The sequence below is a fragment of the Azospirillum sp. Marseille-Q6669 genome (genome assembly GCF_965111635.1).
In genome coordinates this window covers 1,560,673-1,582,714 of record NZ_CBCOOP010000001.1, presented here as the reverse complement: position 1 = coordinate 1,582,714, position 22,042 = coordinate 1,560,673, and the positions used below count along the sequence as shown (strand labels likewise).

General features: G+C 68.3%; 20 protein-coding genes and 1 riboswitch. Of the genes, 11 read left to right on the top strand and 9 right to left on the bottom strand.

The genetic code is table 11. The features are described from left to right. Positions 1-16: 16 nt before the first annotated feature. The 6 genes from ACWPXE_RS06960 to ACWPXE_RS06935 form a co-directional block, all read right to left on the bottom strand. Positions 17-730 carry a DUF6925 family protein gene (locus ACWPXE_RS06960; RefSeq protein ID WP_454017217.1) on the bottom strand — a complete coding sequence of 238 codons (714 nt, stop codon included), beginning with the start codon at positions 728-730 and terminating at the stop codon, positions 17-19. Next, the gene (locus tag ACWPXE_RS06955; RefSeq protein ID WP_454017216.1) at positions 730-1,542 is read right to left on the bottom strand and encodes an ABC transporter ATP-binding protein; all 813 of its coding nucleotides are present in this window, start codon (positions 1,540-1,542) and stop codon (positions 730-732) included. The genes ACWPXE_RS06960 and ACWPXE_RS06955 overlap by 1 nt, the downstream gene beginning before the upstream one ends. Continuing rightward, entirely contained in the window at positions 1,542-2,561 is a 1,020-nt protein-coding gene (locus tag ACWPXE_RS06950) for a FecCD family ABC transporter permease (protein ID WP_454017215.1), read from the bottom strand. Before ACWPXE_RS06950 ends, ACWPXE_RS06955 begins: the two co-directional genes overlap by 1 nt. Beyond that, on the bottom strand, positions 2,558-3,418 hold the full coding sequence (locus ACWPXE_RS06945; RefSeq protein ID WP_454017214.1) for an ABC transporter substrate-binding protein: 861 nt from the start codon (positions 3,416-3,418) through the stop codon (positions 2,558-2,560). Before ACWPXE_RS06945 ends, ACWPXE_RS06950 begins: the two co-directional genes overlap by 4 nt. Continuing rightward, positions 3,415-5,328 carry a TonB-dependent receptor plug domain-containing protein gene (locus tag ACWPXE_RS06940; protein WP_454017213.1) on the bottom strand — a complete coding sequence of 638 codons (1,914 nt, stop codon included), beginning with the start codon at positions 5,326-5,328 and terminating at the stop codon, positions 3,415-3,417. Before ACWPXE_RS06940 ends, ACWPXE_RS06945 begins: the two co-directional genes overlap by 4 nt. Positions 5,329-5,444: 116 nt before the next feature. Next, positions 5,445-5,663: riboswitch (cobalamin riboswitch) on the bottom strand. Between the two features lie 54 nt (positions 5,664-5,717). After that, positions 5,718-6,176, bottom strand: a complete 459-nt coding sequence (locus tag ACWPXE_RS06935; protein WP_454017212.1) for a hypothetical protein — start codon at positions 6,174-6,176, stop codon at positions 5,718-5,720. Between the two features lie 659 nt (positions 6,177-6,835). On the opposite strand from ACWPXE_RS06935, the gene ACWPXE_RS06930 reads away from it, so the two are divergent. Next, positions 6,836-7,882: a TerC family protein gene (locus tag ACWPXE_RS06930; protein WP_454017211.1), complete on the top strand. Its 1,047-nt coding sequence runs from the start codon at positions 6,836-6,838 to the stop codon at positions 7,880-7,882. Between the two features lie 197 nt (positions 7,883-8,079). Beyond that, positions 8,080-8,859, top strand: a complete 780-nt coding sequence (locus ACWPXE_RS06925) for a hypothetical protein (protein ID WP_454017210.1) — start codon at positions 8,080-8,082, stop codon at positions 8,857-8,859. Between the two features lie 18 nt (positions 8,860-8,877). Here ACWPXE_RS06925 and ACWPXE_RS06920 read toward each other — a convergent pair whose 3' ends face one another. Both ACWPXE_RS06920 and ACWPXE_RS06915 read right to left on the bottom strand, forming a co-directional pair. Further along, positions 8,878-9,474 (bottom strand): hypothetical protein, encoded by a 597-nt coding sequence (locus ACWPXE_RS06920; protein WP_454017209.1) that lies wholly within the window; start codon positions 9,472-9,474, stop codon positions 8,878-8,880. After that, positions 9,471-10,286, bottom strand: a complete 816-nt coding sequence (locus ACWPXE_RS06915) for a hypothetical protein (RefSeq protein ID WP_454017208.1) — start codon at positions 10,284-10,286, stop codon at positions 9,471-9,473. Before ACWPXE_RS06915 ends, ACWPXE_RS06920 begins: the two co-directional genes overlap by 4 nt. A gap of 297 nt (positions 10,287-10,583) precedes the next feature. Here ACWPXE_RS06915 and ACWPXE_RS06910 point away from each other — a divergent pair, with 297 nt between their 5' ends. Both ACWPXE_RS06910 and ACWPXE_RS06905 read left to right on the top strand, forming a co-directional pair. Further along, positions 10,584-11,003 carry a CopG family transcriptional regulator gene (locus tag ACWPXE_RS06910; protein ID WP_014198121.1) on the top strand — a complete coding sequence of 140 codons (420 nt, stop codon included), beginning with the start codon at positions 10,584-10,586 and terminating at the stop codon, positions 11,001-11,003. Between the two features lie 93 nt (positions 11,004-11,096). After that, positions 11,097-12,335, top strand: coding sequence for an extracellular catalytic domain type 1 short-chain-length polyhydroxyalkanoate depolymerase (locus ACWPXE_RS06905; RefSeq protein ID WP_454017207.1), 1,239 nt, complete (start codon positions 11,097-11,099; stop codon positions 12,333-12,335). Between the two features lie 46 nt (positions 12,336-12,381). Here the strand turns inward: ACWPXE_RS06905 and ACWPXE_RS06900 are convergent, their stop codons facing one another. After that, positions 12,382-13,212: an isocitrate lyase/PEP mutase family protein gene (locus ACWPXE_RS06900; protein ID WP_454017206.1), complete on the bottom strand. Its 831-nt coding sequence runs from the start codon at positions 13,210-13,212 to the stop codon at positions 12,382-12,384. A gap of 245 nt (positions 13,213-13,457) precedes the next feature. Here ACWPXE_RS06900 and ACWPXE_RS06895 point away from each other — a divergent pair, with 245 nt between their 5' ends. The 7 genes from ACWPXE_RS06895 (at position 13,458) to ACWPXE_RS06865 (ending at position 22,013) form a co-directional block, all read left to right on the top strand. After that, positions 13,458-13,955, top strand: a complete 498-nt coding sequence (locus ACWPXE_RS06895; protein WP_454017205.1) for a YciE/YciF ferroxidase family protein — start codon at positions 13,458-13,460, stop codon at positions 13,953-13,955. Between the two features lie 107 nt (positions 13,956-14,062). Beyond that, the gene (locus ACWPXE_RS06890) at positions 14,063-14,794 is read left to right on the top strand and encodes an SDR family NAD(P)-dependent oxidoreductase (protein ID WP_454017204.1); all 732 of its coding nucleotides are present in this window, start codon (positions 14,063-14,065) and stop codon (positions 14,792-14,794) included. A 429-nt stretch (positions 14,795-15,223) separates the two neighbouring features. Continuing rightward, positions 15,224-18,370: a carbohydrate-binding domain-containing protein gene (locus ACWPXE_RS06885; protein WP_454017203.1), complete on the top strand. Its 3,147-nt coding sequence runs from the start codon at positions 15,224-15,226 to the stop codon at positions 18,368-18,370. A gap of 89 nt (positions 18,371-18,459) precedes the next feature. After that, a complete protein-coding gene (locus ACWPXE_RS06880; protein WP_454017202.1) occupies positions 18,460-18,972 on the top strand; it encodes a hypothetical protein in 513 nt (170 codons plus the stop codon). 47 nt (positions 18,973-19,019) lie between these two features. Further along, a complete protein-coding gene (locus tag ACWPXE_RS06875; protein ID WP_454017201.1) occupies positions 19,020-19,802 on the top strand; it encodes a phytochelatin synthase family protein in 783 nt (260 codons plus the stop codon). A 232-nt stretch (positions 19,803-20,034) separates the two neighbouring features. Beyond that, positions 20,035-20,346, top strand: a complete 312-nt coding sequence (locus ACWPXE_RS06870) for a DUF485 domain-containing protein (RefSeq protein WP_454017200.1) — start codon at positions 20,035-20,037, stop codon at positions 20,344-20,346. After that, entirely contained in the window at positions 20,343-22,013 is a 1,671-nt protein-coding gene (locus ACWPXE_RS06865; protein ID WP_454017199.1) for a cation acetate symporter, read from the top strand. Before ACWPXE_RS06870 ends, ACWPXE_RS06865 begins: the two co-directional genes overlap by 4 nt. Positions 22,014-22,042: the final 29 nt, after the last annotated feature.

Here is a 22,042-nt window from a genome sequence, read left to right as displayed (position 1 = left end):
GTGCGGCGGCGGGATTTCAGCCCCCAAGACCCTCCCACGCAGCAAAGGACCCGGCGGGCGGGGACAGGTACAGGCTGGGCACCCAGCCGTCGGGAATCGGGACGGTCGCCGCGTGGGTCCGGTTGTGGGCCAGCAGCTTCGGCAGGACGTGGGTGTGCGGACCCTCCGGGCTGCGGCCGTCGGGCGGCGGGATCGGCTGGCTGACCTCGATCCGGCCGAAGGGGCCGATGAAGACGCGGTCGGGGCTCAGCGCCGGCAGGTCGGGCGGCAAGGGGTTGCCCGGCGCCAGCAACTCCGTCCCGACGACCGCGCGCAGGCGGGCGATGGTGGCGGAATCGGAACTGCGGACGCAGACGTCGGTCTGGAAGACGCCGAGCCCGAGGTCGAACAGCAGCGCGTCGCGGTCCGTCTCGGCGATGGCCTCGCGGTCGGGACCCAGCTCGGTCACCACGCCGCGCCGGTTCATCGCGCCGACGTGCCGGGGCAGGCAGAGGGCCACGGCGAGGCTGCCGCTGCGCGTCCGGTAGGGCACCGCGCGGATTGCCGGACCGGGGCGCAGGCGCAGCCCGCCGCGGGCGGTCCGCGCCTCCAGGTCCGGGCCGTCGTCGCGCAGGGCGACGGGTTCGTCCGGGTCGCGGATGAACTCCGCGATGGCGCCGAAGGCGCCGAGGCTCCAGCCGGTGGCCGGGTCGTTCAGCGCGTCGCGCAGCAGGGAAGACAGGTCGCTCATCAAGGCGTCTCCGTTGCGGAAGTCGGGGATGGCAGGGCGTGCCAGGGAAGCAGGAAGGGTTCGCCGCCGGCCTCGCCGCGGTGGACGGCTATGCCGTAGGCGGCGCGCAGGTGGGCGTCGGTGAGCACCCGTTCGGGCGGTCCGTCGGCCAGCACGCCGCCGCCCGACAGCAGGATCAGCCGGTCGCAGAAGCGGGCGGCCAGGGTCAGGTCGTGCAACACCGCCACCACGCCGCTGCCCCGGCGGGCGGTGTCGCGCAGCAGCGCCATGCAGGCGAGCTGATGGCCGGGATCGAGCGCGGCGACCGGCTCGTCGGCCAGCAGCACGGGCGCCTCGGTCGCCAGGGCGCGGGCGAGCAGGACGCGCATCCGCTCGCCCCCCGACAGGGTGCCGACGATCCGCCCACGCAGGTGGGCGGCGTCGGCGGTGGACAGCGCCCGCTCCACCGCCGCGCGGTCTGCCGCGGTGATCCCGCCCAGAGGGCCGCGGTGGGGCAGGCGGCCCAGCAGGACCAGCGCCTCGGCGCGCAGCGGCCAATGCACCGGGCCGCTCTGCGGCAGATAGGCGATGGCGCGGGCGAGCGCCCGCCGCCCGGCCTGCGCGGCGGTCCGCCCGCCGAAGGTGACGCGGCCCGCCGCCGGCTCGGCGAGACCGGCGAGGAGGCGCAGCAAGGTGGTCTTGCCGGCGCCGTTCGGGCCGATCAGCCCGGTGAAGGCGCCGGGCGCGATGGTGAGATTGACGTCCGTCAGGATGGTGCGCCCGCCGGCGCCCGCGGGAGTGGCGGCGGACAGGGCGTGGGTTTCGATGCGCATCAGGCCTCCTCCCGCCGCAGCCGGGCGATCAGGACGATCAGGAAGGGCGCCCCGATCAGGGCGGTGACCACGCCCAGCTTCAGTTCCGGTCGCGTCGGCAGCAGCCGGACCGCGATGTCCGCGGCCAGCGTCAGGCACGCCCCGGCGAGGCCCGCCAGCAGCAGCAGCCGTCCGGGCCGCGCCCCGGCCAGCGGGCGCATCAGGTGCGGCGCCACCAGCCCGACGAAGCCCACGGCGCCGGTGACCGAAACCGCGCTGCCCACCGCCAGCGCCGCCCCGGCGATCAGCCGGACGCGCAGCCCGGTGAGGTCGAAGCCCAGACTGCGCGCCGCGTCCTCCCCCAGGGTCAGCGCGTCGAGCGCGCGGGCGCCGGACAGGCAGAGCGCCCAGCCCGCCAGCATCGGCGGCAGGACGAGCCAGAGCTGGTCGGTGCCGCGGTCGGCCAGCGACCCCATCAGCCAGAACACGATCTCCAGCGCCGCGTAGGGGTTGGGAGCGAGGTTGAGGGCCAGCGCGGTCAGCGACCCGGCGAGGCTGTTGATGGCGATGCCGCCGATGACCAGCGCCGTCGTTCCGGCCCCCCGCGCCGCCATCAGGTTCAGCAGCACCGCGGCGGTGGCCGCTCCGGCCATGCCGCCGAGCGGCAGGGCCAGCGACAGCGCGGCGGACAGGCCGCTGTAGAAGACAATCACCGCGCCCAGCGCCGCGGCGCTCGACACGCCGACCAGCCCTGGCTCGGCCAGCGGGTTGCGCAGCCAGCCCTGCATCGCCGCCCCGGTCAGCCCCAGGCTGAAGCCGACCAGCAGGCCCAGCAGGGCGCGCGGCAGGCGCAGTTCGCCCAGCACCAGCGCGGCCAGGGTCGGGCGACCGGCGAGCCAGTCGGACAAAGCGGCGCCCAGGTCGAACGGCACATAGCCGACCGCCGCCGACACCGCGCAGAGCACCAGCGCCAGACCCGTCAGCCCGGCGACCAGGGCGGGGTAGGGGATGCGCGACTCCCACGTCGCAGCAGCCGTCATGGCACGGCCTCCCGCGCAGCGGCCAGCCGTTCCGCGGCCTCGGCGATCTGCAGGCCGGGGCAGGTCCACAGGCGGGAGGGCAGCGACAGCGTGCGGACCGGACGCTCCAAAGCCTTCAGGGCCGGGTGGTGCAGCAGGGCGCCGGCCAGCGACGGCGGCGCGTCGGGTGCGGCGTCGATGATCAGCACGTCCGCCCCGCCCAGAATGATGGCCTCCAGCGGCAGGGCGCCCTGGCTGCCCAGCGGCAGGCGGTCGGCCATGTTCTCCAGCCCGGCGCGGCTCAGGAGTTCGTCGACCAGCGACCCGGACCCGGCGACGAAACCGTTGGGGCGCAGCACCACCGCGGTCGCGCGCGGCCCCGGCGCCGCGGGGGGCAGGGCGTCGAGGCGGGAGAGCAGGTCGGCGACCAGCGCCTCCCCCCGGTCCGGCTCGCCGACGGCGCGGGCGAGGCCGCGGATCTGCTCCGCCACCCCCGCCACGCTCTGCGGGACGTCCAGCTCCAGCAGCGGCGCGTCCAGCCGCGTCAGCAGCCCGACCGCGACCCGCGTGGTGTAGCGCCCGGCGACGATCAGGTCGGGGTTGAGCGGCAGGATTTCCTCCGCCGTCCCGTGGTTGACCAGCACCCCCGCCGCCAGCGCCGCGACGGTGGAGGCGCGGGGATCGCGCGCCAGCCACGTGACCGCGGCGAGGCGCTCCGGCCCGACGAGCCGCAACAGCAGCTCGTCGGCGCAGAGATTCAGGGAGACGATGCGCTGTGGTTTGATGGGCGGCTTTGCGGGCGGCGCCTCCCACGCCGCCGCCGGCCCTCCCGCGATCAGCAGGAGGGCGGCGGCCAGCCCGAGACGGAAGGGCCTCACAGCGACAGCCGCAGCCCGAGATACCCGGCCCGTCCCGGGGCGCCGTAGGTCCAGACCTCCTGGTACCGGCGGTCGAACAGGTTCTCCACGCGCCCGAAGAGTTCGACCCCCTCGGACAGCGCGTAGGACCCGGCCATGTTGACCAGCGTGTAGGGGGCGAGGCTCACGACCTGCCGGTTGTAGAAGGGGTCGTAGGCCCAGTCGCTGGACCGACCGTTGTAGACGACGCCGAGGTTGGCGTTCGCCCGGTCCTCCAGGAAGCGGTGATTGACGGTCAGGCTGGCGAGCTGCTTGGGCCGGCGCACCAGCTCCGCCCCCGTGGAATCCTCGCCGTCGGTCCAGGTGTAGGAGCCGCGGACGGTCAACCGGTCGATCGGCTCCACCGACAGGCCAAGCTCGAAGCCGCGGATGTGGGACTCGCCCGGCATGTTGACGGAGGTCCGCCCGGTGCCGGTGATGAGGTCGCGGATGCGCTGGTCGAACCACGTGCCGTCCACGGAGGCCCGCGTCCCCCACAGCGACTGATCGAAACCGGCGTCCCAGCCGCGCGCCCGTTCCGGCTTCAGGGTCGGGTTGCCGGCGTAGGTGGCGGTGTAGCCGTACAGCTCGAACAGGGTGGGATTCTTGACGCCGGTGCCGTAGGAGGCGCGCAGCTTCGTCCCGCTGTCTTCGATCAGATAGGCCGCCGTGGTGCGCCATGTGGTGGCGTCGCGGAACAGGTCGTTCCCGTCGTGGCGGACGCTGCCGGTCAGGGTCAGCCGGTCGAACAGGCCCAGCTTGTACTGGCCCACCAGCCCGGTGGAGCCGATGGAACGGTCGAAGCTGGAGAAGCTGCTGCGGCTGATCGCCTTGTCCTCCTCATGCTCCACGGCGGCGGTCAGCACATGGTCGGCGGGGCCGCTGTTCAGAGTGAGGTTGGTCTGATAGTCGGCCTTGGTCTTGCGCCCGTCGTAGCGGCTGGTCACCGTCTTGGCGTCGTCGCGGTAATCGCGCTGCTGGCGGCCATGGGTCAGGCCGACGATGTGCTCCCACTTTCCGTCGAGAAGGGCGATCTTGCCCTGGACTCGCCCGAAATATTGCTCCCCGGCGGTGCTGGTCCCGTCATCGACGGCGCCGCGCCCGCCGACGAAACCGTCGGTGTCGGCGTGGAAGCGGGTGTAGCGGCCGGTCACCGCGATCTCGCTGCGCTCGGTCGGGCGGACGGCGGCGTTTCCGGTCAGCGTGCCGTTGCGGTAGCCGTCCTTCTCCGGGTTGCCGAGCCGCGTGTCGGCGACCGACACGCCGTCGCTGGTGACGCCCTGGCCGCTGAGGAACAGGTCGTAGCGGTCGGTCCCGGTGCCGAAGGAGGCCCGCCCGGCGGCGGTGCCGAAGGACCCGCCCTCGACGGCGGCGCGGAACCGGGGGGCGCCGGCGCCGCGGCGGGTCACGATGTTGACGACGCCGCCGACCGCGTCGGAGCCGTAAAGCGCGCTCTGCGGGCCGCGCAGCACCTCGACGCGCTCCACGTCGCCGGCCAGCAGGTTGGCGAAGTCGTATTCGGAGCCGGACGCCGGATCGTTCACCTCGATCCCGTCGATCAGGACGAGCGTCTGGTTGCCCTCCGACCCGCGGATGCGGAGCTGGGTCAGGGTGCCCATCGGGCCGGTGCGGTTGACGGCGACGCCGGGCACCGCGCGCAGCGCGTCGGACAGCAGACGGGTCTGGCGCTGCTCCAATTCCTGGCGGGTGATGACGGTCAGGGCGCTGCCGGTTTCCTCGGCGGCCGTGGGGACGCGGTTGGCGATCACCGAGACCGGCGGAAGCATCGTGATGGTGGTGGAATCGGCGAAGGCCGATAGGGGAAGCGCAAGGCTTCCCAGAAGGGCGGCGAAAGACGCCGTCCGGTGAAGGCGGGGAACGCGGACACTCATTGAGACCTCGGGCGGGACGCCGGTGGCACGTCACCGCGAACGAAGTCCCACCGGACGCTCCGCGAACGGACTCCCGGTTCGACGACCTTCGGTGCACCCCGCCCGAACGTGTTCGCGTGTGACCACGACTGACGGCAGGTCTCCTGGCTCGCGGGTTATCGTCGGCCCATCGCCTTCCCAGGATCGCGATCCCAGTGGCATTCCGATGGACGACTCGCCGCTTACAGTTGCGGGGGCAGCCCCGGCGTAGGACCCTCGCACGACCAATCGCCGTGGGGTCCGCACCGTGTTCCCATTTTCAGCCCTTTCGGGCAACCGTCGGGTGCGAAGCTACGCGGGCGGAACGGCTCCGGTCAAGCCGCAATCCGCCCGTCCTCGCCCGGCTGCTGTCAGAGCGTGGTTCTCGGCCCGATCGCCGCCCCATCCGGCATGGGCGGTACCATTTCCTTGCAATTGCCGACGCAATAGGTCTGCGCCTCGATCCGGCCGCCGCAGGATTTGTAGCAATCATTGTAATCGGAGGAGCAGGTGAGGTTGCTGTAGCAGCTGGGGTCCCGGTCGAAATCGCTGAACGTCTTGATCTTCTTCTTGTCCACATCTTTGGGCAAGGAACGGAGATAGGACTGATATTCGCCCTGGGCGCGGGTCGTCGCCTCGGCCCGGCAGGTCTGAACGGCCAGTTCCTTTGCGGATTGGCAGATCGTCTGTGCCTGCTTGCACTGGGCGACACAGAGCTTTCCCGCCTCGCTGACGGGTGGAAAATAGCTTGCGACCGTCTCGAAACGCGGGCCGCAACCGGCCAATCCGGCCGCCAGCAGGCAGCCGAGCAGAATGGAACGCCGCATCATTGTGGGTGTCCTGCCGTGAATTTCCGTCAATCGCTACGAACAACCCGCCGGTGCGGAATCATCCATGGGCAATGCGGAATTCGCAAAGCCGGCTCCCGTCTGGAAATCCGGCAACCCTTGGGCGATCAACCGGCTGGTGTCGGCGCCTGCGGCCTTCGCATCGATCACGGCCCGCAAAGGCCACTTCCCCCTCTTGTCGACGGGCGGGGGCCTGACTACATGACGGTTGAGGTCCGGGCCCCTCTGGCAGCGTCGCCCGGCGCTGTGATGTCGGACTTCCCATAGAGCCGTTGCCTTGGCGCGGCCTTGCGGAAGCTGGCCCTGTTCTTCCCCCTGGGTCCCGCTCCCCCACAAGGTCCACCGCCGGACGACGGCACCCGACGGGCCTTTGGGAGACATCGACATGGACCGCACCGAACCAACATCCTGACCGACCGCCACGTCTCCACGGCAAACGATGGAGGCGGGTGTCCTGACGCGCCGCGGCCGAGCCGTCGTGTGCGCTTTTCCGGTGACCGCAGACCTTGCGGTCACGATTCCAGTCCGGGCCCCTCTGGCCGATGCGTCCCGCCGTGGCGCATCGGTGATGTCGGACTGCTCATGTGACGATCGAAGTCTCCGCTTGCGGGAGCGGAGGGCATGAAGCAAGGGACAGTTCCATGGACCAAATCGTTTTAATGTGGGCCGGCTTCGCCGTCTTCGTTGGCGTGCTTTTGGCCTTTGATCTTGGTGTATTTTCCAAGAAATCCCATGTGATCTCCGGCCGCGAGGCGCTGATGCGCTGCGCGGCCTATTCCACGCTGGCGATGATTTTCGCTGCCGGCGTCTTTCATTTCCAGGGCTCCGAGAAAGGGCTGGAGTTCCTGACCGGCTACCTGATCGAATACAGCCTGAGCGTCGACAACATCTTCGTCATCGCGCTGATCTTCACCCATTTCGCGGTGCCGCCGCAGTACCAGCACCGGGTGCTGTTCTGGGGCATCCTGGGCGCGCTGGTGATGCGCGGCGTGCTGATCGTGGCGGGGACGGCGCTGATCCAGGAATTCCACTGGATCATTTACATCTTCGGCGCCTTCCTGATCTTCAGCGGCATCAAGATGCTGATGTCGGTGGACGACGAGCCGGACATGGAGAACAACCGGATCGTCAAGTTCGTCCGCTCCCGCTTCCGCATGACCGACGGCTACGAGGGGCAGAAGTTCTTCGTGATGCGCGACGGCGTGCGGATGATGACGCCGCTGTTCCTCGTGCTGATTCTGATCGAGTTCACCGATCTGGTCTTCGCCGTGGACTCCATCCCGGCGGTCTTTTCGGTGACCACCGACCCGTTCATCGTCTGGACCTCCAACGTCTTCGCCATCCTCGGCCTGCGCGCCCTCTATTTCGCGTTGGCCTCGATCATCCACCGCTTCCATTACCTGAAATACGGCCTGTCGCTGGTTCTGGTGGTGGTCGGCGCCAAGATGATGATGGTGGACATCTACAAAATGCCGACGGCGGTGGCGCTGGGCATCACGGCCTTCCTGGTCGGTGGCTCCATCGTCTTCTCGATGCTGAAGACCCGCGCCGAATCGGCACCGGGTGCCGCGGACGGCGAGGCCCGCCGCTGGTGGGTGCCCGGCAGCCCGGCGAAGGGGGCCGGGGGCTCCACTCCGGCCTCCTCCAGCGAGGCGGCCGCGGTGTCCTCGGACGGCAAGGGCCAGTAACACGCCCGCTTCACGGGCAGACGAGAAAGGCGGGGCGTCCGATCCGGTGGATCGGGCGCCCCGTGCGTTTCCGGGCGAGGGCATCCGCAAAAGTAGTAATACCGGCTGGGCAGCGACGATGATGTGGATGTGCGGGGTGGATCGCGCCCCGCTTGGCGGTTGACGCCAATCCTTTCCAACCCACGGAAGAGACATCCATGTTTGCCAGCACGCAGTTTATCGGCACGCAACCGGCCTCCATCTCCCTTTCCGCTCTCCCCGTCCCGTCGGGACCTTTGTCCGGCCTGCTTCATGCCGCCCGCGACGAACTCGTCGGCTTGGCGGCCGGCCGGGGGGTGGCGCTCTCCGTCGAATTCGACATGCCGGCGCTGGTGCGCGTCAACGAGGCGGCGGTGGCCGCGGGCTCCTGGGAGCCGATGCTTCCGGCGGCCCATCCGGCCTGCCGTTCCCTGATGCCGGCCAACGCCTTCTGGATCTGCGGGAGAGCCTCCTCCGGCGACGTGGTCACCGCCCAGGCCGGGCTGCTCTACGATTGCACGACGCAGTCCATCGGCGACCGCTTCAACGCCATGACGGTGTTCTACGACGAGCCCGCCGTGCAGGCTCCGGAGGGCGAATGGTGCACCTGCACGTCCGACACCGCCAATGGTACGCGGGGGCAGGTGGTGTGGACGAACGCGGGATGGACGCGACCCGATTTCCAGGGCCGCGGCCTGTTCCCGATTTGCCAGCGGGTGAACAAGCTGGCGGCGTGGCTGCTGTGGTCGCCGACCTGGTTCATCTCGGTCGTCGATCCGGATATCGTTCCGGTCTGGGCGGAGCGGAAGATGGGGCCGCGCCACATCGACGACGAGCCGGCCATCACCTACAACCAGATCGGCCTGAAGACGCTGCCGATGCACCTCGTGCGCTTCAGCCGCGCGCAGTTCCTGGGCGATCTGGCGCAGCTCGCCGCGGACCTCGCCCAGGCGGCCTGAAGGGCCGGTTCATCCGGCTCAGGAATCGATCAGCGCCAGCAGGGCCTGACGGCGATGGCCCAGTGACCAGCCGAACAGGAGGTGCCGGTAATTGACGGGCGGCCGGGGAAGTCCGGTGATCACCAGATGGTTGTACACCGGCTCCCCGCCCTCCACCGCCTCCCGGTATTGCGCGTCGATGGCCTGGGCGTAGGCGCCGTGCACGTCTTCGAGGTGGGGCTTGCCGATGTTCTGGTCGGCCCAGCGGTCGCCGAAGACCCGGCGGGTCGGCTCCCCGATGTAGCGGAAGCACAGCGGTCCGCCGTCCCGCGCCGTCAGGATGACGCAGCGCGGCAGCAGACCTGTGCTTTTCAGGTCGTCGTGCAGGCCCGGGCCGAAGGTCGGGTGCCGCTTCCACAAGGCGACCATGTCCTGGTGCCAGTCCAGCGCCGTTCGCAAGGGCTGGCGGTGGATGTCGACATGGGTTTCCGCCGGTTGCTGGGGCGGCGGGGCGCCGTGGCCGCCGCGCAGGATGTTCACCAAGCCACGGGCAAGCGGCCAGGACCTGCGGTCCCTGCCGGTGCGATCCTTCAAGGAAGCGGTCAGTGACGGCGTGATGGGCAAGGCGTCCGTCACTCCCCGACCCCTTTCCTCGGCGACAGAAACTCCGACGCCATCGCCTGATAGATCCGCCGCGCCGCGTCCAGGGCCACGCTTCCCGCCTTGGCTCCGGCGGCGAGCATCCGCTCGGTCGGCTTGCTCGGCAGGGCCTTCGGCATCGCCGCCTCGAAGGCGTCGGCCGCGCTGTCGAAGCGGGCGACGGCTTCCCGCAGCGCCATACGCTCCAGGACCGCCACGGCATCGTTCAGCAGAGGGGCCACCCTGTCGGCGCGGTTCCCCTGGTCGGCCATCGCGGTGCGGCACGCCCGCAATTTGGCGAGAACACCCTCCAAGCCTTGCGCGGGGGTCGCCGCCATGGCGTCCAGGGCTTGATGGAGGTCCGCGTCCCGCGCGGCGCGGTCCTGCGCCATCGTTTGCACATGCCGCTCCAGGCGGATCAACGCGTGATCGCGGTCGGGCGCGGGGGGCGCGGCTGGGCCGATGCCCGCATGATCGGCGGCGGATTGAAGCCGGTCGAGGAACAAGGCCACACCCTCCCCGAGGGCCAGGGCCTTGGTGTCCTCGACGATTCCCTCCTGGCAGAGGGCGTGGGCAAGGCGCGCCTCGCGCGCCGTCGTCAAGGGGAGCTGCCGGATCATCAGACTCGACAATTCGCGGATGCCGCCGTTCAGGAGGTCGAAGGCGTGGGGGCCGCTCGGCGGGTTGGCGACGATGTCGGACATCCCCTCCGCGGCCCGGGTGAACAGCGTGTCGCGCCGATCGAACGCCGTGTTCAGATCGAGAGCGGCGTCCGACCCGCCGCCGCCGTTCGGTCGTCCAGAGCGCATCCTGCCTGCCTTTCCGTGGTCCTGAAGACGATGGCCCGCCAACTCTGGTCTGTCCGCCGCAGGACATGCCTCAACGGATGGGCATGGCAGTATTTCACAATGCGGAGTTGTCAACAACCCGTGCGTTCAATTGGTCGGGATGTGTGCGCTGAATGAATGCGCATCAAAGCTGCGACCGGGATCGTTGCGGCCGACGTGCCGTGGACACTTGGTCATCATGACGACGCTCTCCCCCTTGTTCGGTGCGTCGTCCTCTCCATATGCCATCCCAGTGGATGGTTATAGGATGGTGAAGGGATGTCTGAGAACGCCCGCGATCAGAAGCCGAAGGCCGGGGACAGCGAGAAGATCACGATCAATCTCGGCTATGTCGATCTCGGCCACATCGATCTGCTGGTGCAGGAGGGATTCTACGCGAACCGCACGGACCTCATCCGCACCGCCATCCGCAACCAGATCGACCGCCATGGCGACGCCTTGCGGCAGGCGGTGACGCGCAAGCGCGTCGATCTCGGCCTGCGCCATTACAGCCGCGGCGATCTGGAGGCGGCACGGGATGCCGGGGAGATGCTCGACATCCGTGTCCTCGGGCTGGCCACGATCGCCCAGGACGTCACCCCGGACCTCGCCCGCGCCACCATCGCTTCGATCGCCGTGCTGGGGGCGCTGCACGCCAGCAGCGCCGTCAAGGCGGCTCTTGCGGACCGCATGCGCTGAAGGCGCAAGGCCGCATTTCCGAAAGACGATTTCCGAAAGACGACGGGCGGGGCCATCCCGAACGCCCCCGTCCGAGCACAGAAAGCACCCGACATGACCGACCACATCCCTGCCGGAATGGCCGAGGCGTTGCGCCTCACCCGGGCCGGCGACCTCACCGGGGCAACCGCCCTCATTCAACGCCTGCTGCGGGGGACGTCCGGGACGTCCGACGCGCCTCCCGGTGCCGGCCCGACCGTCATCGACGTCGAGCCGCTGCGGGTGGACACCCCGCCGGACCTTCCGGACGCGCCGCCGCGCCACGCCGCGGCCTTCAAGCCCGCCGGCGCCTTTACCGGGCGGCTCCATCCCGGACCGCGGGTTGGCCTGGGCGAGACGCTGCGCGGCCTCGCCGCCCGCGCCATGCCGGGGGGACTCGACCTTGGGATGGGCGGCGTTGCCCGTCCGGCCGCCGATCCGTTGCCGGACGGCGCCTCCTTCACCGCGGCGTCCCATGGCAACGCGGCCGGGACGCGCTCCTACAAGCTTTACGTTCCGGCCAACCGCCGCGACGGGCAGCCGCTTCCGCTGGTGGTGATGCTGCATGGCTGCACCCAGTCGCCGGACGATTTCGCCGCGGGCACCCGGATGAACCAACTGGCGGAAGAGCATGGCTGTCTGGTCGTCTACCCGGAGCAGCCGTCCTCGGCCAACGCCCAACGGTGCTGGAACTGGTTCAACCCCGCCGACCAGCGGCGCGGCGACGGCGAGCCCTCGCTGATCGCGGGGATCACCAGACGGGTCATGAGCGACCATGCCGTCGACGCCGACCGCGTGTTCGTCGCCGGGCTCTCGGCCGGCGGCGCGGCGGCGGTCATCCTGGGAGCGGCCTATCCCGATCTCTACGCCGCCGTTGGGGTGCATTCCGGCCTTCCCCAGGGCGCCGCTCATGACCTTCCCTCCGCTTTTGCCGCCATGCGTCAGGGTGGTGGAGCGACGGGGCGGCCGTTCGCCCGGCCGGTGCCGACCATTGTCTTTCACGGCGACCGCGACAGCACGGTTCATCCGCGCAACGCCGACGACGTGATCGCGCAATCCGGGGCGAGTGCTGCGGGGGCGCGGACGACGGTGGAGCATGGCCAGGTACCGGGTGGGCACGGCTACACCCGTCGCCTCCACATGGATGCCTCCGGTCATGCGATGTGCGAGCAGTGGACCATCCGGGGCGCCGGACACGCCTGGGCGGGAGGCAGCCCAGCCGGTTCCTACACCGACTCGCGGGGGCCGGACGCTTCGCGGGAAATGCTGCGATTCTTCCTCGAAAACCCACGACGCCGCTCATCCGCGTCGTAAAGGCCGCTGAAAAGGGCGTTTACGATCACATGGAAACTTAGTGCGCTTACCGGCCGTGCGTCCGGAAGAACCCGTTGAGCGCATCGAACGGTTCGGCCTCGCCGAGGGCGTCGAAGCGCCCGTGGTCGGCCAGCATGCGCGCCGCCCGCAGGAAGCCGCCCCAGGCGGCGCGGTTGAGGCCGCTGCCCAGGCTGATGCGCCGGACGCCCAGGGCGGCGATCTGCTCCACCGACAGGCCGATGGGGGACGAGACCAGCAGGTTGAGCGGCTTCGGATGGACGGCGTCGACCGCTGCCTTGATGACGTCCGGGGTCCGCAAGCCGGGTGCGTAGAGGACATCGGCTCCCGCCGCGGCGTAAGCCGGCAAGCGACGCAACGCCTCCTCGACGGCCGCCGGATGATCCACCAGCAGGGACTCGCAACGTGCGGTCAGGAGGACGCCGGTTCCCCGCAGCGCCTCCGCCGCCGTGGCCACCCGCTCGACGGCGTGCTGGAAATCGTACAGCGGCTTCGCCGGGTCGCCCGTGGCGTCCTCGATCGACAGGCCCGCCACGCCGGTGTCGGCGCAAAGGCGCACGTTGCGTGCCAGCCCCTCGCAGTCATGGGCGTAGCCGGACTCGAAGTCGGCGTTCACCGGAAGGTCGGTCGCCCGGACCATGTCGGCGATGTGGGCCAGCATGTCGCCGCACGGCACCGCCCAATCGGTGTCGGGAAGCCCCCGCGCGAAGGCGAAGCCCGCCGAGGTGGTGGCCAAGGCGTGGAATCCCAGATGCTTCAGCATCACGGCGCTTCCGACATCCCACGGATTGGGAATGACGAAGCAGCCGGACTGGTGAAGGTCGGCGAAAGCAGCACGGGCTTGGTCGTGGTCAGCCATCACAGGCTCCCTCCAGGGCGACGGATCAACCTCGGCGGGCTGACGATGGGAGGATACGCTTCCGCTCCGACGTCGTCCAATTGCGGGGCGAAGGCGTCGCCTCGTTTCCCTTTGGCTTCAGCGGCAGCAGAATCCTTGATGGGTGACTCTTTGCGTCGCGAGAACCGCCTCCGACTCCTGTTGCAGGATGGTGGCCGAGCTATTCCAGCCATCGGCGGCACCATCATCCCACGGGGAAGGCGTTCATGTCGGAACAAGCACTGAAGGAACTCTTCATCAAGGAGTTGCAGGACACCTACAGCTCGGAAACACAGATCATCGAAGCCCTGCCGGCAATGGTCGAAGCCGCCTCGTCGCCCCAGCTCAAGCAGGCTTTTGAAACCCATCTGCGCGAGACCGACGGTCAGGTCAGACGCCTGGAGCAGATCTTCCAGATCCTCCAGGCAGAACCGGGCGGGAACACATGCGAGGCGACCCAGGGCCTGATCGAGGAAGCCGAGGAGATCATCGACGAGGGCCTCCCGGCGGAAGTGCTCGATGTCGCGCTCATCATGGCGGCGCAAAAGGTCGAGCATTATGAGATCGCCAGCTACGGCTCGCTGAGGACATTGGCCGAGACCTGCGGCATGACCGACATCGCCCGTCTGCTCGAACAGACCCTCGAAGAGGAAAAGGCAACCGATCAGAAACTCAACCAACTCGCCGAGGGCGACATCAACATGCGTGCCTTCAGGGCGGCGTAGGACGCGGCCGCAGTTTCCGTTGTGGAACTGCGGCCCCCTCCCCGGGCGATACGGGCGAACCCACCGCCAGACCGGTGTGTTGTCACTCTCCGCAGGAAGGGTGGATCATGAGTGGCATTGCAGGCTTCGCCGGCTCGATCCGGGCGGTTGTGATCGGGGCGAGCGGCGGCATCGGCGCCGCCGTGACGCACCGATTGCTTGCCGATCCCGGGGTGACTGAGGTGTTGGCCTTGTCCCGCCGCCCGGTCGCGCCGGCGGGCAAGCTGCGCACCGGCTTCCTCGATCTTGCCGATGAGTCCTCCATCATCGATGCGGCGGCTTTGGCCGAAGCGGTCGATCTCGTTTTCATCGCCAGCGGCCTGCTGCACCAGGATGCGGTGCAACCGGAGAAGAGTTGGCGCACGCTGGATCCGATGGCCATGGCGCGGCTGTTCCAGATCAACGCCATCGGCCCGGCGCTGGTCGCCAAGCACTTCCTGCCACGGACGCCGCGGCACGGACGGGCGGTCTTCGCGGCTCTCTCCGCGAAAGTCGGCAGCATTACCGACAACCGGCTTGGCGGTTGGTATGGCTACCGGGCATCCAAGGCGGCGCTCAATCAGATCATTCGCACCACAGCCATCGAACTGGCGCGTTCGCGACCGGACGCGATCTGCGTCGCGCTGCATCCGGGCACCGTCGACACCCCCCTATCGCAACCGTTCCAAGCCGCCGTGGCCCGGGACCGGCTGTTCACCCCTGCGGTTGCCGCCGCCCACCTGCTCGGCGTCCTTGGTGGGTTGACGCCGATGGACAGCGGCGGACTGTTCGCATGGGACGGTCGGCGGCTGCCCTACTGAACGATTGCCATGACAGCCACCCCACTATGACCAACCGGCCCACTATGACCAATCGGCTTGCCGACAGTCCCAAGGGTGCTCCGGCGGGCCGGGTTCTCCACAGCTCCTGAATCATGCCCTGGAGTGAACCATGTCAGTTCGGGGGGCATCTTGCGCTTTCATCGATGGGAGGGTGAAGCAGACGATGGAGGAAATGAGCGCGGAAAGATTGAGTCCAAGCTCAAGCTGAACCAGAAGACGGTATATTTTGTTGATGCGAAGACTTTCTTTATAATGCGGACGCATTTTTGCTCGACTGCGAGTGGCCTGTTTATGTCACAGGAATCGCGGTCGTTAGTAAAATATTTACCAAGATTCTTATTTTTCCGTTAAGCGGACCACCTCAACCTTTGGGCTAAGACATTGGTCTAGAGTTCCATGAGGTCCGAGATGGCTGCCGAAACTACCGAACTGATGGACGTCACCTTCACGGTGAACGCCTGGGGCGCTCCCGCAGGCGGAAAGTGGCCGCATTTCGTGCTGCGGCTGGATGGGGTTGAAATCGGGCAGGCGACCGTCGCGTCGGCGTCGCTGGGCCGCTACACCTTCAACGCCCGCGTTCCGGCCGACAAGGCCCACAAGCTTCAGCTTCAGTACGACAACGACGGCTCCGTGAATGGGGAGGACCGCAACCTCTTCGTCAAATCGTTCGAGGTGAACGGGAAACCGATCCTCAGCATCGACCCGCTGGTGACCTACGACACCGGCGACATCGACGGCAAGAACGTCATCGCCGGGCAGACCGAGATGTACTGGCGCGGCGCGCTGAACGTCGATCTGCCCAAGACCATGTTCGCCAGCGCGCAGGAGCCCGAGCCCGAAGCGCCGGCCACCATGACGACCGAGATCGTCGTGAAGGCCTGGGGCGCCGCCGCCAACGGCACGCCTCCGCATTTCAAGCTTCTGGTGGACGACAAGGTGGTCGGCGACGCCTGGGTCAGCGCGACCAGCCCGACCGGCTACACCTTCAAGGTCGATGTCGACCCCCATGAGGCCCACAAGATCCAGATCCATTACGACAACGACGCCACCGTCAACGGCCAGGACCGCAACCTCTTCGTCCAGGGCATCACCATCGACGGGCAGGAGATCAAATCGACCGACCCGCTCGCCTCCTACGACAAGGGACCGGTGGACGGCAAGTTCGTGGTCGCGGGCCAGGAAGGGCTGTTCTGGGGCGGTGCCCTGACCTTCGGCGTTCCGGAGGAGTATTTCGACGGCCCCTACGTCCCGCCGCCGCCCCCGCCGCCGCCGGTCACGCTGACGCCGACCGACATCGTCGTCACCGCCTGGGGCCAGTCGGCCGGCGGGGTGGCGCCGCACTTCAAGCTGCTGGTGGACGGCAAGGTGGTCGGCGAGGGCCGCGCCACCTCCAGCGACCCGCAACCCTTCCGCTTCACGGTCGATCTCGACGCCAAGGAAGCCCACAAGATCCAGATCCACTACGACAACGATTCCGTGGTGAACGGGCAGGACCGCAACCTGTACGTAAAGTCGGTGTCGATCAACGGCCACACCGTTGCGGCGACCGACAGCATCGTCACCTACGACAAGGGGGCGGTGGATGGAAAGGACGTGGTGAAGGGGCAGGAAGGGCTTTTCTGGGGTGGCGCTCTGAACGTCGATGCCCCGGCGTCGCTGTTCCAGCCGCCGGCCGAGCCGCCCCCGCCGCCGCCGTCCGGCCCGGCCTTCTACGTCGCGGCCAACGGCAAGGACACGTGGTCGGGCAAACTGTCCGCGCCGAACGCCGACGGCACCGACGGTCCCTTCGCCTCGCTGGAGCGCGCCCGCGACGCCATGCGGGACAGCGACGTCGACACCACCTACGTGCGCGAGGGCACCTACCGCCTGACCAAGACGCTGGAGCTGACCGGCGCCGACAACGGCCACAGCTTCCGCAACTATCCCGGCGAGACGCCGGTGCTGAACGGGGCGGAGAAGGTCACGAACATCGTCAGCGAGGGCAACGGGATCTATTCCGCGAAGCTGTCGCAGGCCACCGACCTCGACCTGACCATCGGCGGCGTGCGCCAGACGCTGGCCAGCAAGGGCATCGTCGACGCCGACAACCCCACCACCACCGGCTGGTACTTCGCCGACGCGGCCAACGGCGGCCCCAGCGGCTGGTCGGTGCGCTACCACACCGGCGACATGTCGTCGGGCGACATCGTCGCCGGCATGAAGATCCAGTTGATGGACGCCGAGCGGCTGTCCGACACGCTGACCGAGATCGCCGGAGTCAACGACGCCACCCGCACCATCACGCTGAAGAACGGCACCTCGCTGCCCTTCGCCGAGGGGACGACCTACAAGCTGCTGAACAACCCGTCCTTCGTCGATCAGGCGGGCGAGTTCGCGTGGCGCGCGTCGGACAAGTCGCTGGTGTTCAAGCCGGAAAACCCGGCCACCCTGGCGCAGGACGGCGTCGAGGTGGCGCGGCTGGGCACGCTGATCCGCCTGAACGGCAGCAGCGACGTGACCATCGAGGGGCTGGGCTTCACCAACACCACCACCTGGGGCTACGCGGTGGAGCTGAAGGGGGCGTCGGGCAACAGCATCGGCAACAACAGCTTCCTCAACGTCGGCACGGCGATCAAGCTGACCGCGGCGTCCTCCAACAACCTGGTGGGCGGCAACACGCTGGAGCATCTGGCGGTCAACGGCATCGAGCTGGACGGGCGCAGCAACGGCAACACCGTCTACGCCAACGACATCTCCCACGTCGGCGAGGTGCGCAAGGGTGTGGCCGGGATCATCGGCACCGGGGTCGACAACAACCTGATCGCCCACAACGACGTGGACTCCAGCGCGCGCTACGGCATCTCGCTGAAGAACTGGGACTCCACCAACATCAACCGCAACAACGTCATCGAATACAACCGCGTCACCAATTCCAACCTGGAGACGGCGGACGGCGGCGGCATCGAGGTGCTGGGCCGGTCCAGCGTCGACACCGGCACGATCATCCGCGGCAACTGGGTGGAGAGCGTGGGCGGGCTGGCGACCAGCAACACCGACCAGTGGCTGACCAACCACAAGGGATTCGGCATCTATCTGGACGACATGGCCGGCGGCGTCACGGTGACCGGCAACTTCCTGAAGGACACCGGACTGGCCGGGGTGCACATCCACGGCGGCGACAACAACCTCGTCACCAACAACTTCTCGATCATCGCCAGCAACGCGGAGGAATTCATCCGCGTCGGCTGGGCGCCCAAGCACGGCGATCCCGGCCTGCCGCGCAACAACACCATCACCGGCAACGTCATCAGCGGAACGCTGCCGCTGGACGACTACATGGAGCTGCTGACCGCCGGAAACCCGGTGATCGACGGCAACCTCGTCCACAACGTGCCGCGCTATGGCGACAACGACGTGACGGGCAAGCCGCTGTTCAACAACCCCTATTGGGGCGACTACTCGCTGCAGGCGAACTCCCCGGCCCTGGCCATGGGCATCCATGATCTGGACTGGGCGATGATCGGCCACAGCGGCTACACGGCGTCGGACGGCATGCCGCATTTCTGGGACGCCTGATCCCCGGCCCGGACGGGGCGCAAGCGGGATCAAAAGCGGGCGGAGGCTTGTTCTTCCGGGACAGGTCCCCGGGGAAGGAGGCTCCGCCCGTGCTCCCGCGTCCACACGCCTTGCGGCGGTCCACCACCGTCCTTCTGCTCGCCGTGGCCGGGGGACTGGCGGGGTGCGCCGATCCCCGAGCCGACGTCGCGCTGGCCGCCCAAAGCGCGCTGGTCGGCATGCCCAAGGGAACGCTGCTGTCCTGCGCGGGCGTGCCGCACCGGCAGGCGACCAGCGGCGCCCTGGAGTTCTTCACCTACCGCGCGGGCTCCATCGATTACTACGCTCCGCCACCGCCGCCGATCGGCTATGGATGGGGATATCCGTGGGGCTATCCCGGCTGGCGTCATCGCGGGCTCGACTACGACCCGTGGGACTACTATCCTCCACGGGCTGGCGACGTGGTGGACAACCGGTGCGAAGCGACTTTCACTTTGAGGAACGGGGCCGTCGAGCAGCTGGTCTACCGGGCGTCATCGCTGGGCGCCTGCGCCGGGGTCGTGCAGAACTGCATGGCGCTCGTGCCGCAGAGCCTTCCGCCAAGGCCCACCCCGTCCGGCTAGAGCCGGCAGAGGCATCCACCGTGACACCATCGAGGAAAACGCCGGTGATGAAGGCACCGTTCCGCTCGGTTCTGCTGGCCCTGTGCGCCTTCGCGTGTCTGGCCGGTCCTACCGCCGCGGCGCAGGACGCACAGAGCGAGACGAAGCCGAAGTTCGGGCCGGACGCCGTGCCGATGACCCAGGACCGCGACTATCTGCGCCGGGCCGGGGCGCCGGACTTCTGGGCGATGATGCCCTACTACACGGCCCAGCAGACGGGCAGCGCCTGTTCGGTCGCCAGCGTGGCAATGATGATCAACGCACTGCGCGGCCTGCCGCCGCTCTCGTCCAACCGGCTGGTCACCCAGGCGCGGGTGCTGAACGAGGTGGACGATGACGTGTGGAAGGCGGCCACCGCGGAGAACGGGGACGGCGTGTCCTTCGCCGACTTCGCCGGGCTGGTCCAGAGGTCGGTGGACGCCTTCGGGTTGGATGCCACGGTGGAGGTTTTCCGTCCCAAGGACACGTCGCCGGAAACGCTGGGCGAGCTGCGGCGCATCCTCGATGAGAACGAACGCGACGACAGCGACATCATCCTGCTGGCCTACGACCAGGGCACGCTGACCGGCGACGCCACGGTGGGCCACATCGCGCCGCTCGGCGCTTATGATGCGGAAACCCACCGGGTGCTGGTCATGGACGTGGACCGGCTGTGGTACGTGCCCTACTGGTCGAGCGACGAGAAGCTGCTGGAGGCTATGGTCAAGCCCGATCGCTCCGACCCCACCGGCAGCGGGTTGATCCATGTCCGGCTGAAGGATGTCCGGCTGAAGGGGCGGACGGCGGGATAACAGTGTTGACTCATGTTGCATCGCAGCGCGACCCGTTGTCGCATTCTGCACGTCAGGATCAACCGTCTTCCGGCTAATGATCAACTGTTATCCGGTTAAATGAGAACGGATTCGAGCGAATCTTTCGTCATTTTGTGCTATAAGAAATTTAATTTCGCTTTTTGCTGCCATGCACCCAAGGTATTGCTGCGATGCGCAATGCCTGGGTTCCAAGAAAAAAGCGATAAAAACCATGTCCGACGAGATTTACGAGCGGGTGCTGTCCAACCCGAAGTTCGCCGCGATGACGGCGAGCCGCGCGCGCTTCAGCTGGCGGCTGGCGCTGATCGTCCTGGCGGTCTACTACGCCTTCGTGTTCGCCTCGGCGCTGGCGCCCGACCTGATGGCGCGCCCGCTGGCCGAGGGCATGACCTTCCCGGTCGGGCTGGCCGCCGGCATCGTCATCACGGTCTTCTGCTCGCTGATGACCGGCGTCTACGTGCTGTGCGCCAACAGCCGCTACGACGCGATGAACCGCGACCTGCTGAACGAGGTGGGCCGATGAGCGCCGCGCGTCTTCTGGCTTCCGCCTCCGCCGCGCTGCTGCCGGCGCAGGCGGCCGGGTCCGCCTTTGCCGCCGCCATCGATGGCGCGGTGGAGCGCCAGCCGGTCAATGTGACGGCCATCGCCATGTTCCTGCTGTTCGTGGCGGGCACGCTGGGCATCACCTACTGGGCGTCGAAGCGCACCCGCTCGGCGTCGGACTTCTACACCGCGGGCGGTGGCATCAGCGGCTTCCAGAACGGGCTGGCCATCGCGGGCGACTACATGTCGGCGGCGGCCTTCCTCGGCCTGTCGGGCATGGTCTTCGCCAAGGGTTTCGACGGGGTCATCTACACCATCGGTTTCCTGGTCGGCTGGCCGCTGATGCTGTTCCTGATCGCCGAGCGGCTGCGCAACCTCGGCCGCTTCACCTTCGCCGACGTGGCGTCCTACCGGCTGGGCCAGACGCCGATCCGCTCGCTGGCGGCGGTCGGATCACTGACCGTGGTCTGCTTCTACCTGATCGCGCAGATGGTCGGGGCGGGCAAGCTGATCCAGCTCCTGTTCGGCCTGGATTACACCTACGCCGTGGTGATGGTCGGCGTGCTGATGATCCTGTATGTGACCTTCGGCGGCATGCTGGCGACCACCTGGGTGCAGATCATCAAGGCGGTGATGCTGCTCGGCGGCTGCACCGTGCTGGTCGGGCTGGCGCTGGCGCAGTTTGGCTTCAACCCGGAGCGGCTGCTCCAGCAGGCCGTCGCCGCCCACGCCGCGAACGCCGCCATCCTGCGCCCCAGCGCCGCCATGGCCGATCCCATCGCCGCGGTGTCGCTCAGCCTCGCGCTGATGTGCGGCCCGGCGGGGCTGCCGCACATCCTGATGCGCTTCTTCACGGTTCCGGACGCCAAGGAGGCGCGCAAGTCGGTCGTCTACGCCACCGGCTTCATCGGCTACTTCTTCATCCTGACGGTGACCATCGGCTTCCTCGCCATCGTGATCGTCGGCACCAACCCGGCCTATCTGGACGCGGCGGGCAAGATCCTGGGCGGCGGCAACATGGCGGCCATCCACCTGTCCAAGGCCATCGGCGGCAACATCTTCCTGGGCTTCATCTCGGCGGTCGCCTTCGCCACCATCCTGGCGGTGGTCGCCGGCCTGACGCTGGCCGGCGCGTCGGCGGTCAGCCACGACCTCTACGCCCGCGTCATCAAGAAGGGCAATGCCACCGAGGCGTCGGAGATGCGCGTGTCGCGCCTCGCCACGCTGGCGCTGGGCGTCATCGCCATCACGCTGGGCCTGCTGTTCGAGAACCAGAACATCGCCTTCATGGTCGGTCTGGCCTTCGGTCTGGCGGCTTCGGTCAACTTCCCGGTGCTGATCCTGTCGATCTTCTGGAAGGGGCTGACCACGCGCGGCGCCTTCATCGGCGGTTTCGCCGGTCTGGTGAGCTGCGTCGCCTTCGTGGTGCTGGGGCCGACCGTGTGGGTCAGCGTCTTCAAGTTCCCGGCGCCGATCTTCCCCTACGAGCATCCGGCGCTGTTCTCGATGGTCATCGCCTTCGCGACGACCTGGCTCTTCTCGGTCACCGACCGCAGCGCGCGGGCGGCGGCGGAGGCGAAGGCCTACGAGTACCAGTACATCCGCTCGGAAACCGGCCTGGGCGCGGCCGGCGCGGTTTCGCACTGACCGCGTGAAGAAAACGGCCCCTCTTCTTC

Excerpts from the sequence above, each read along its gene's own strand:
- ACWPXE_RS06960 (WP_454017217.1), bottom strand. The coding sequence starts at position 730 with ATGAGCGACCTGTCTTCCCTGCTGCGCGACGCGCTGAACGACCCGGCC.
- ACWPXE_RS06955 (WP_454017216.1), bottom strand. The coding sequence starts at position 1,542 with ATGCGCATCGAAACCCACGCCCTGTCCGCCGCCACTCCCGCGGGCGCC.
- ACWPXE_RS06950 (WP_454017215.1), bottom strand. The coding sequence starts at position 2,561 with ATGACGGCTGCTGCGACGTGGGAGTCGCGCATCCCCTACCCCGCCCTG.
- ACWPXE_RS06940 (WP_454017213.1), bottom strand. The coding sequence starts at position 5,328 with ATGAGTGTCCGCGTTCCCCGCCTTCACCGGACGGCGTCTTTCGCCGCC.
- ACWPXE_RS06935 (WP_454017212.1), bottom strand. The coding sequence starts at position 6,176 with ATGATGCGGCGTTCCATTCTGCTCGGCTGCCTGCTGGCGGCCGGATTG.
- ACWPXE_RS06930 (WP_454017211.1), top strand. The coding sequence starts at position 6,836 with ATGGACCAAATCGTTTTAATGTGGGCCGGCTTCGCCGTCTTCGTTGGC.
- ACWPXE_RS06925 (WP_454017210.1), top strand. The coding sequence starts at position 8,080 with ATGTTTGCCAGCACGCAGTTTATCGGCACGCAACCGGCCTCCATCTCC.
- ACWPXE_RS06915 (WP_454017208.1), bottom strand. The coding sequence starts at position 10,286 with ATGCGCTCTGGACGACCGAACGGCGGCGGCGGGTCGGACGCCGCTCTC.
- ACWPXE_RS06910 (WP_014198121.1), top strand. The coding sequence starts at position 10,584 with ATGTCTGAGAACGCCCGCGATCAGAAGCCGAAGGCCGGGGACAGCGAG.
- ACWPXE_RS06905 (WP_454017207.1), top strand. The coding sequence starts at position 11,097 with ATGACCGACCACATCCCTGCCGGAATGGCCGAGGCGTTGCGCCTCACC.
- ACWPXE_RS06900 (WP_454017206.1), bottom strand. The coding sequence starts at position 13,212 with ATGGCTGACCACGACCAAGCCCGTGCTGCTTTCGCCGACCTTCACCAG.
- ACWPXE_RS06895 (WP_454017205.1), top strand. The coding sequence starts at position 13,458 with ATGTCGGAACAAGCACTGAAGGAACTCTTCATCAAGGAGTTGCAGGAC.
- ACWPXE_RS06890 (WP_454017204.1), top strand. The coding sequence starts at position 14,063 with ATGAGTGGCATTGCAGGCTTCGCCGGCTCGATCCGGGCGGTTGTGATC.
- ACWPXE_RS06885 (WP_454017203.1), top strand. The coding sequence starts at position 15,224 with ATGGCTGCCGAAACTACCGAACTGATGGACGTCACCTTCACGGTGAAC.
- ACWPXE_RS06875 (WP_454017201.1), top strand. The coding sequence starts at position 19,020 with ATGAAGGCACCGTTCCGCTCGGTTCTGCTGGCCCTGTGCGCCTTCGCG.
- ACWPXE_RS06870 (WP_454017200.1), top strand. The coding sequence starts at position 20,035 with ATGTCCGACGAGATTTACGAGCGGGTGCTGTCCAACCCGAAGTTCGCC.
- ACWPXE_RS06865 (WP_454017199.1), top strand. The coding sequence starts at position 20,343 with ATGAGCGCCGCGCGTCTTCTGGCTTCCGCCTCCGCCGCGCTGCTGCCG.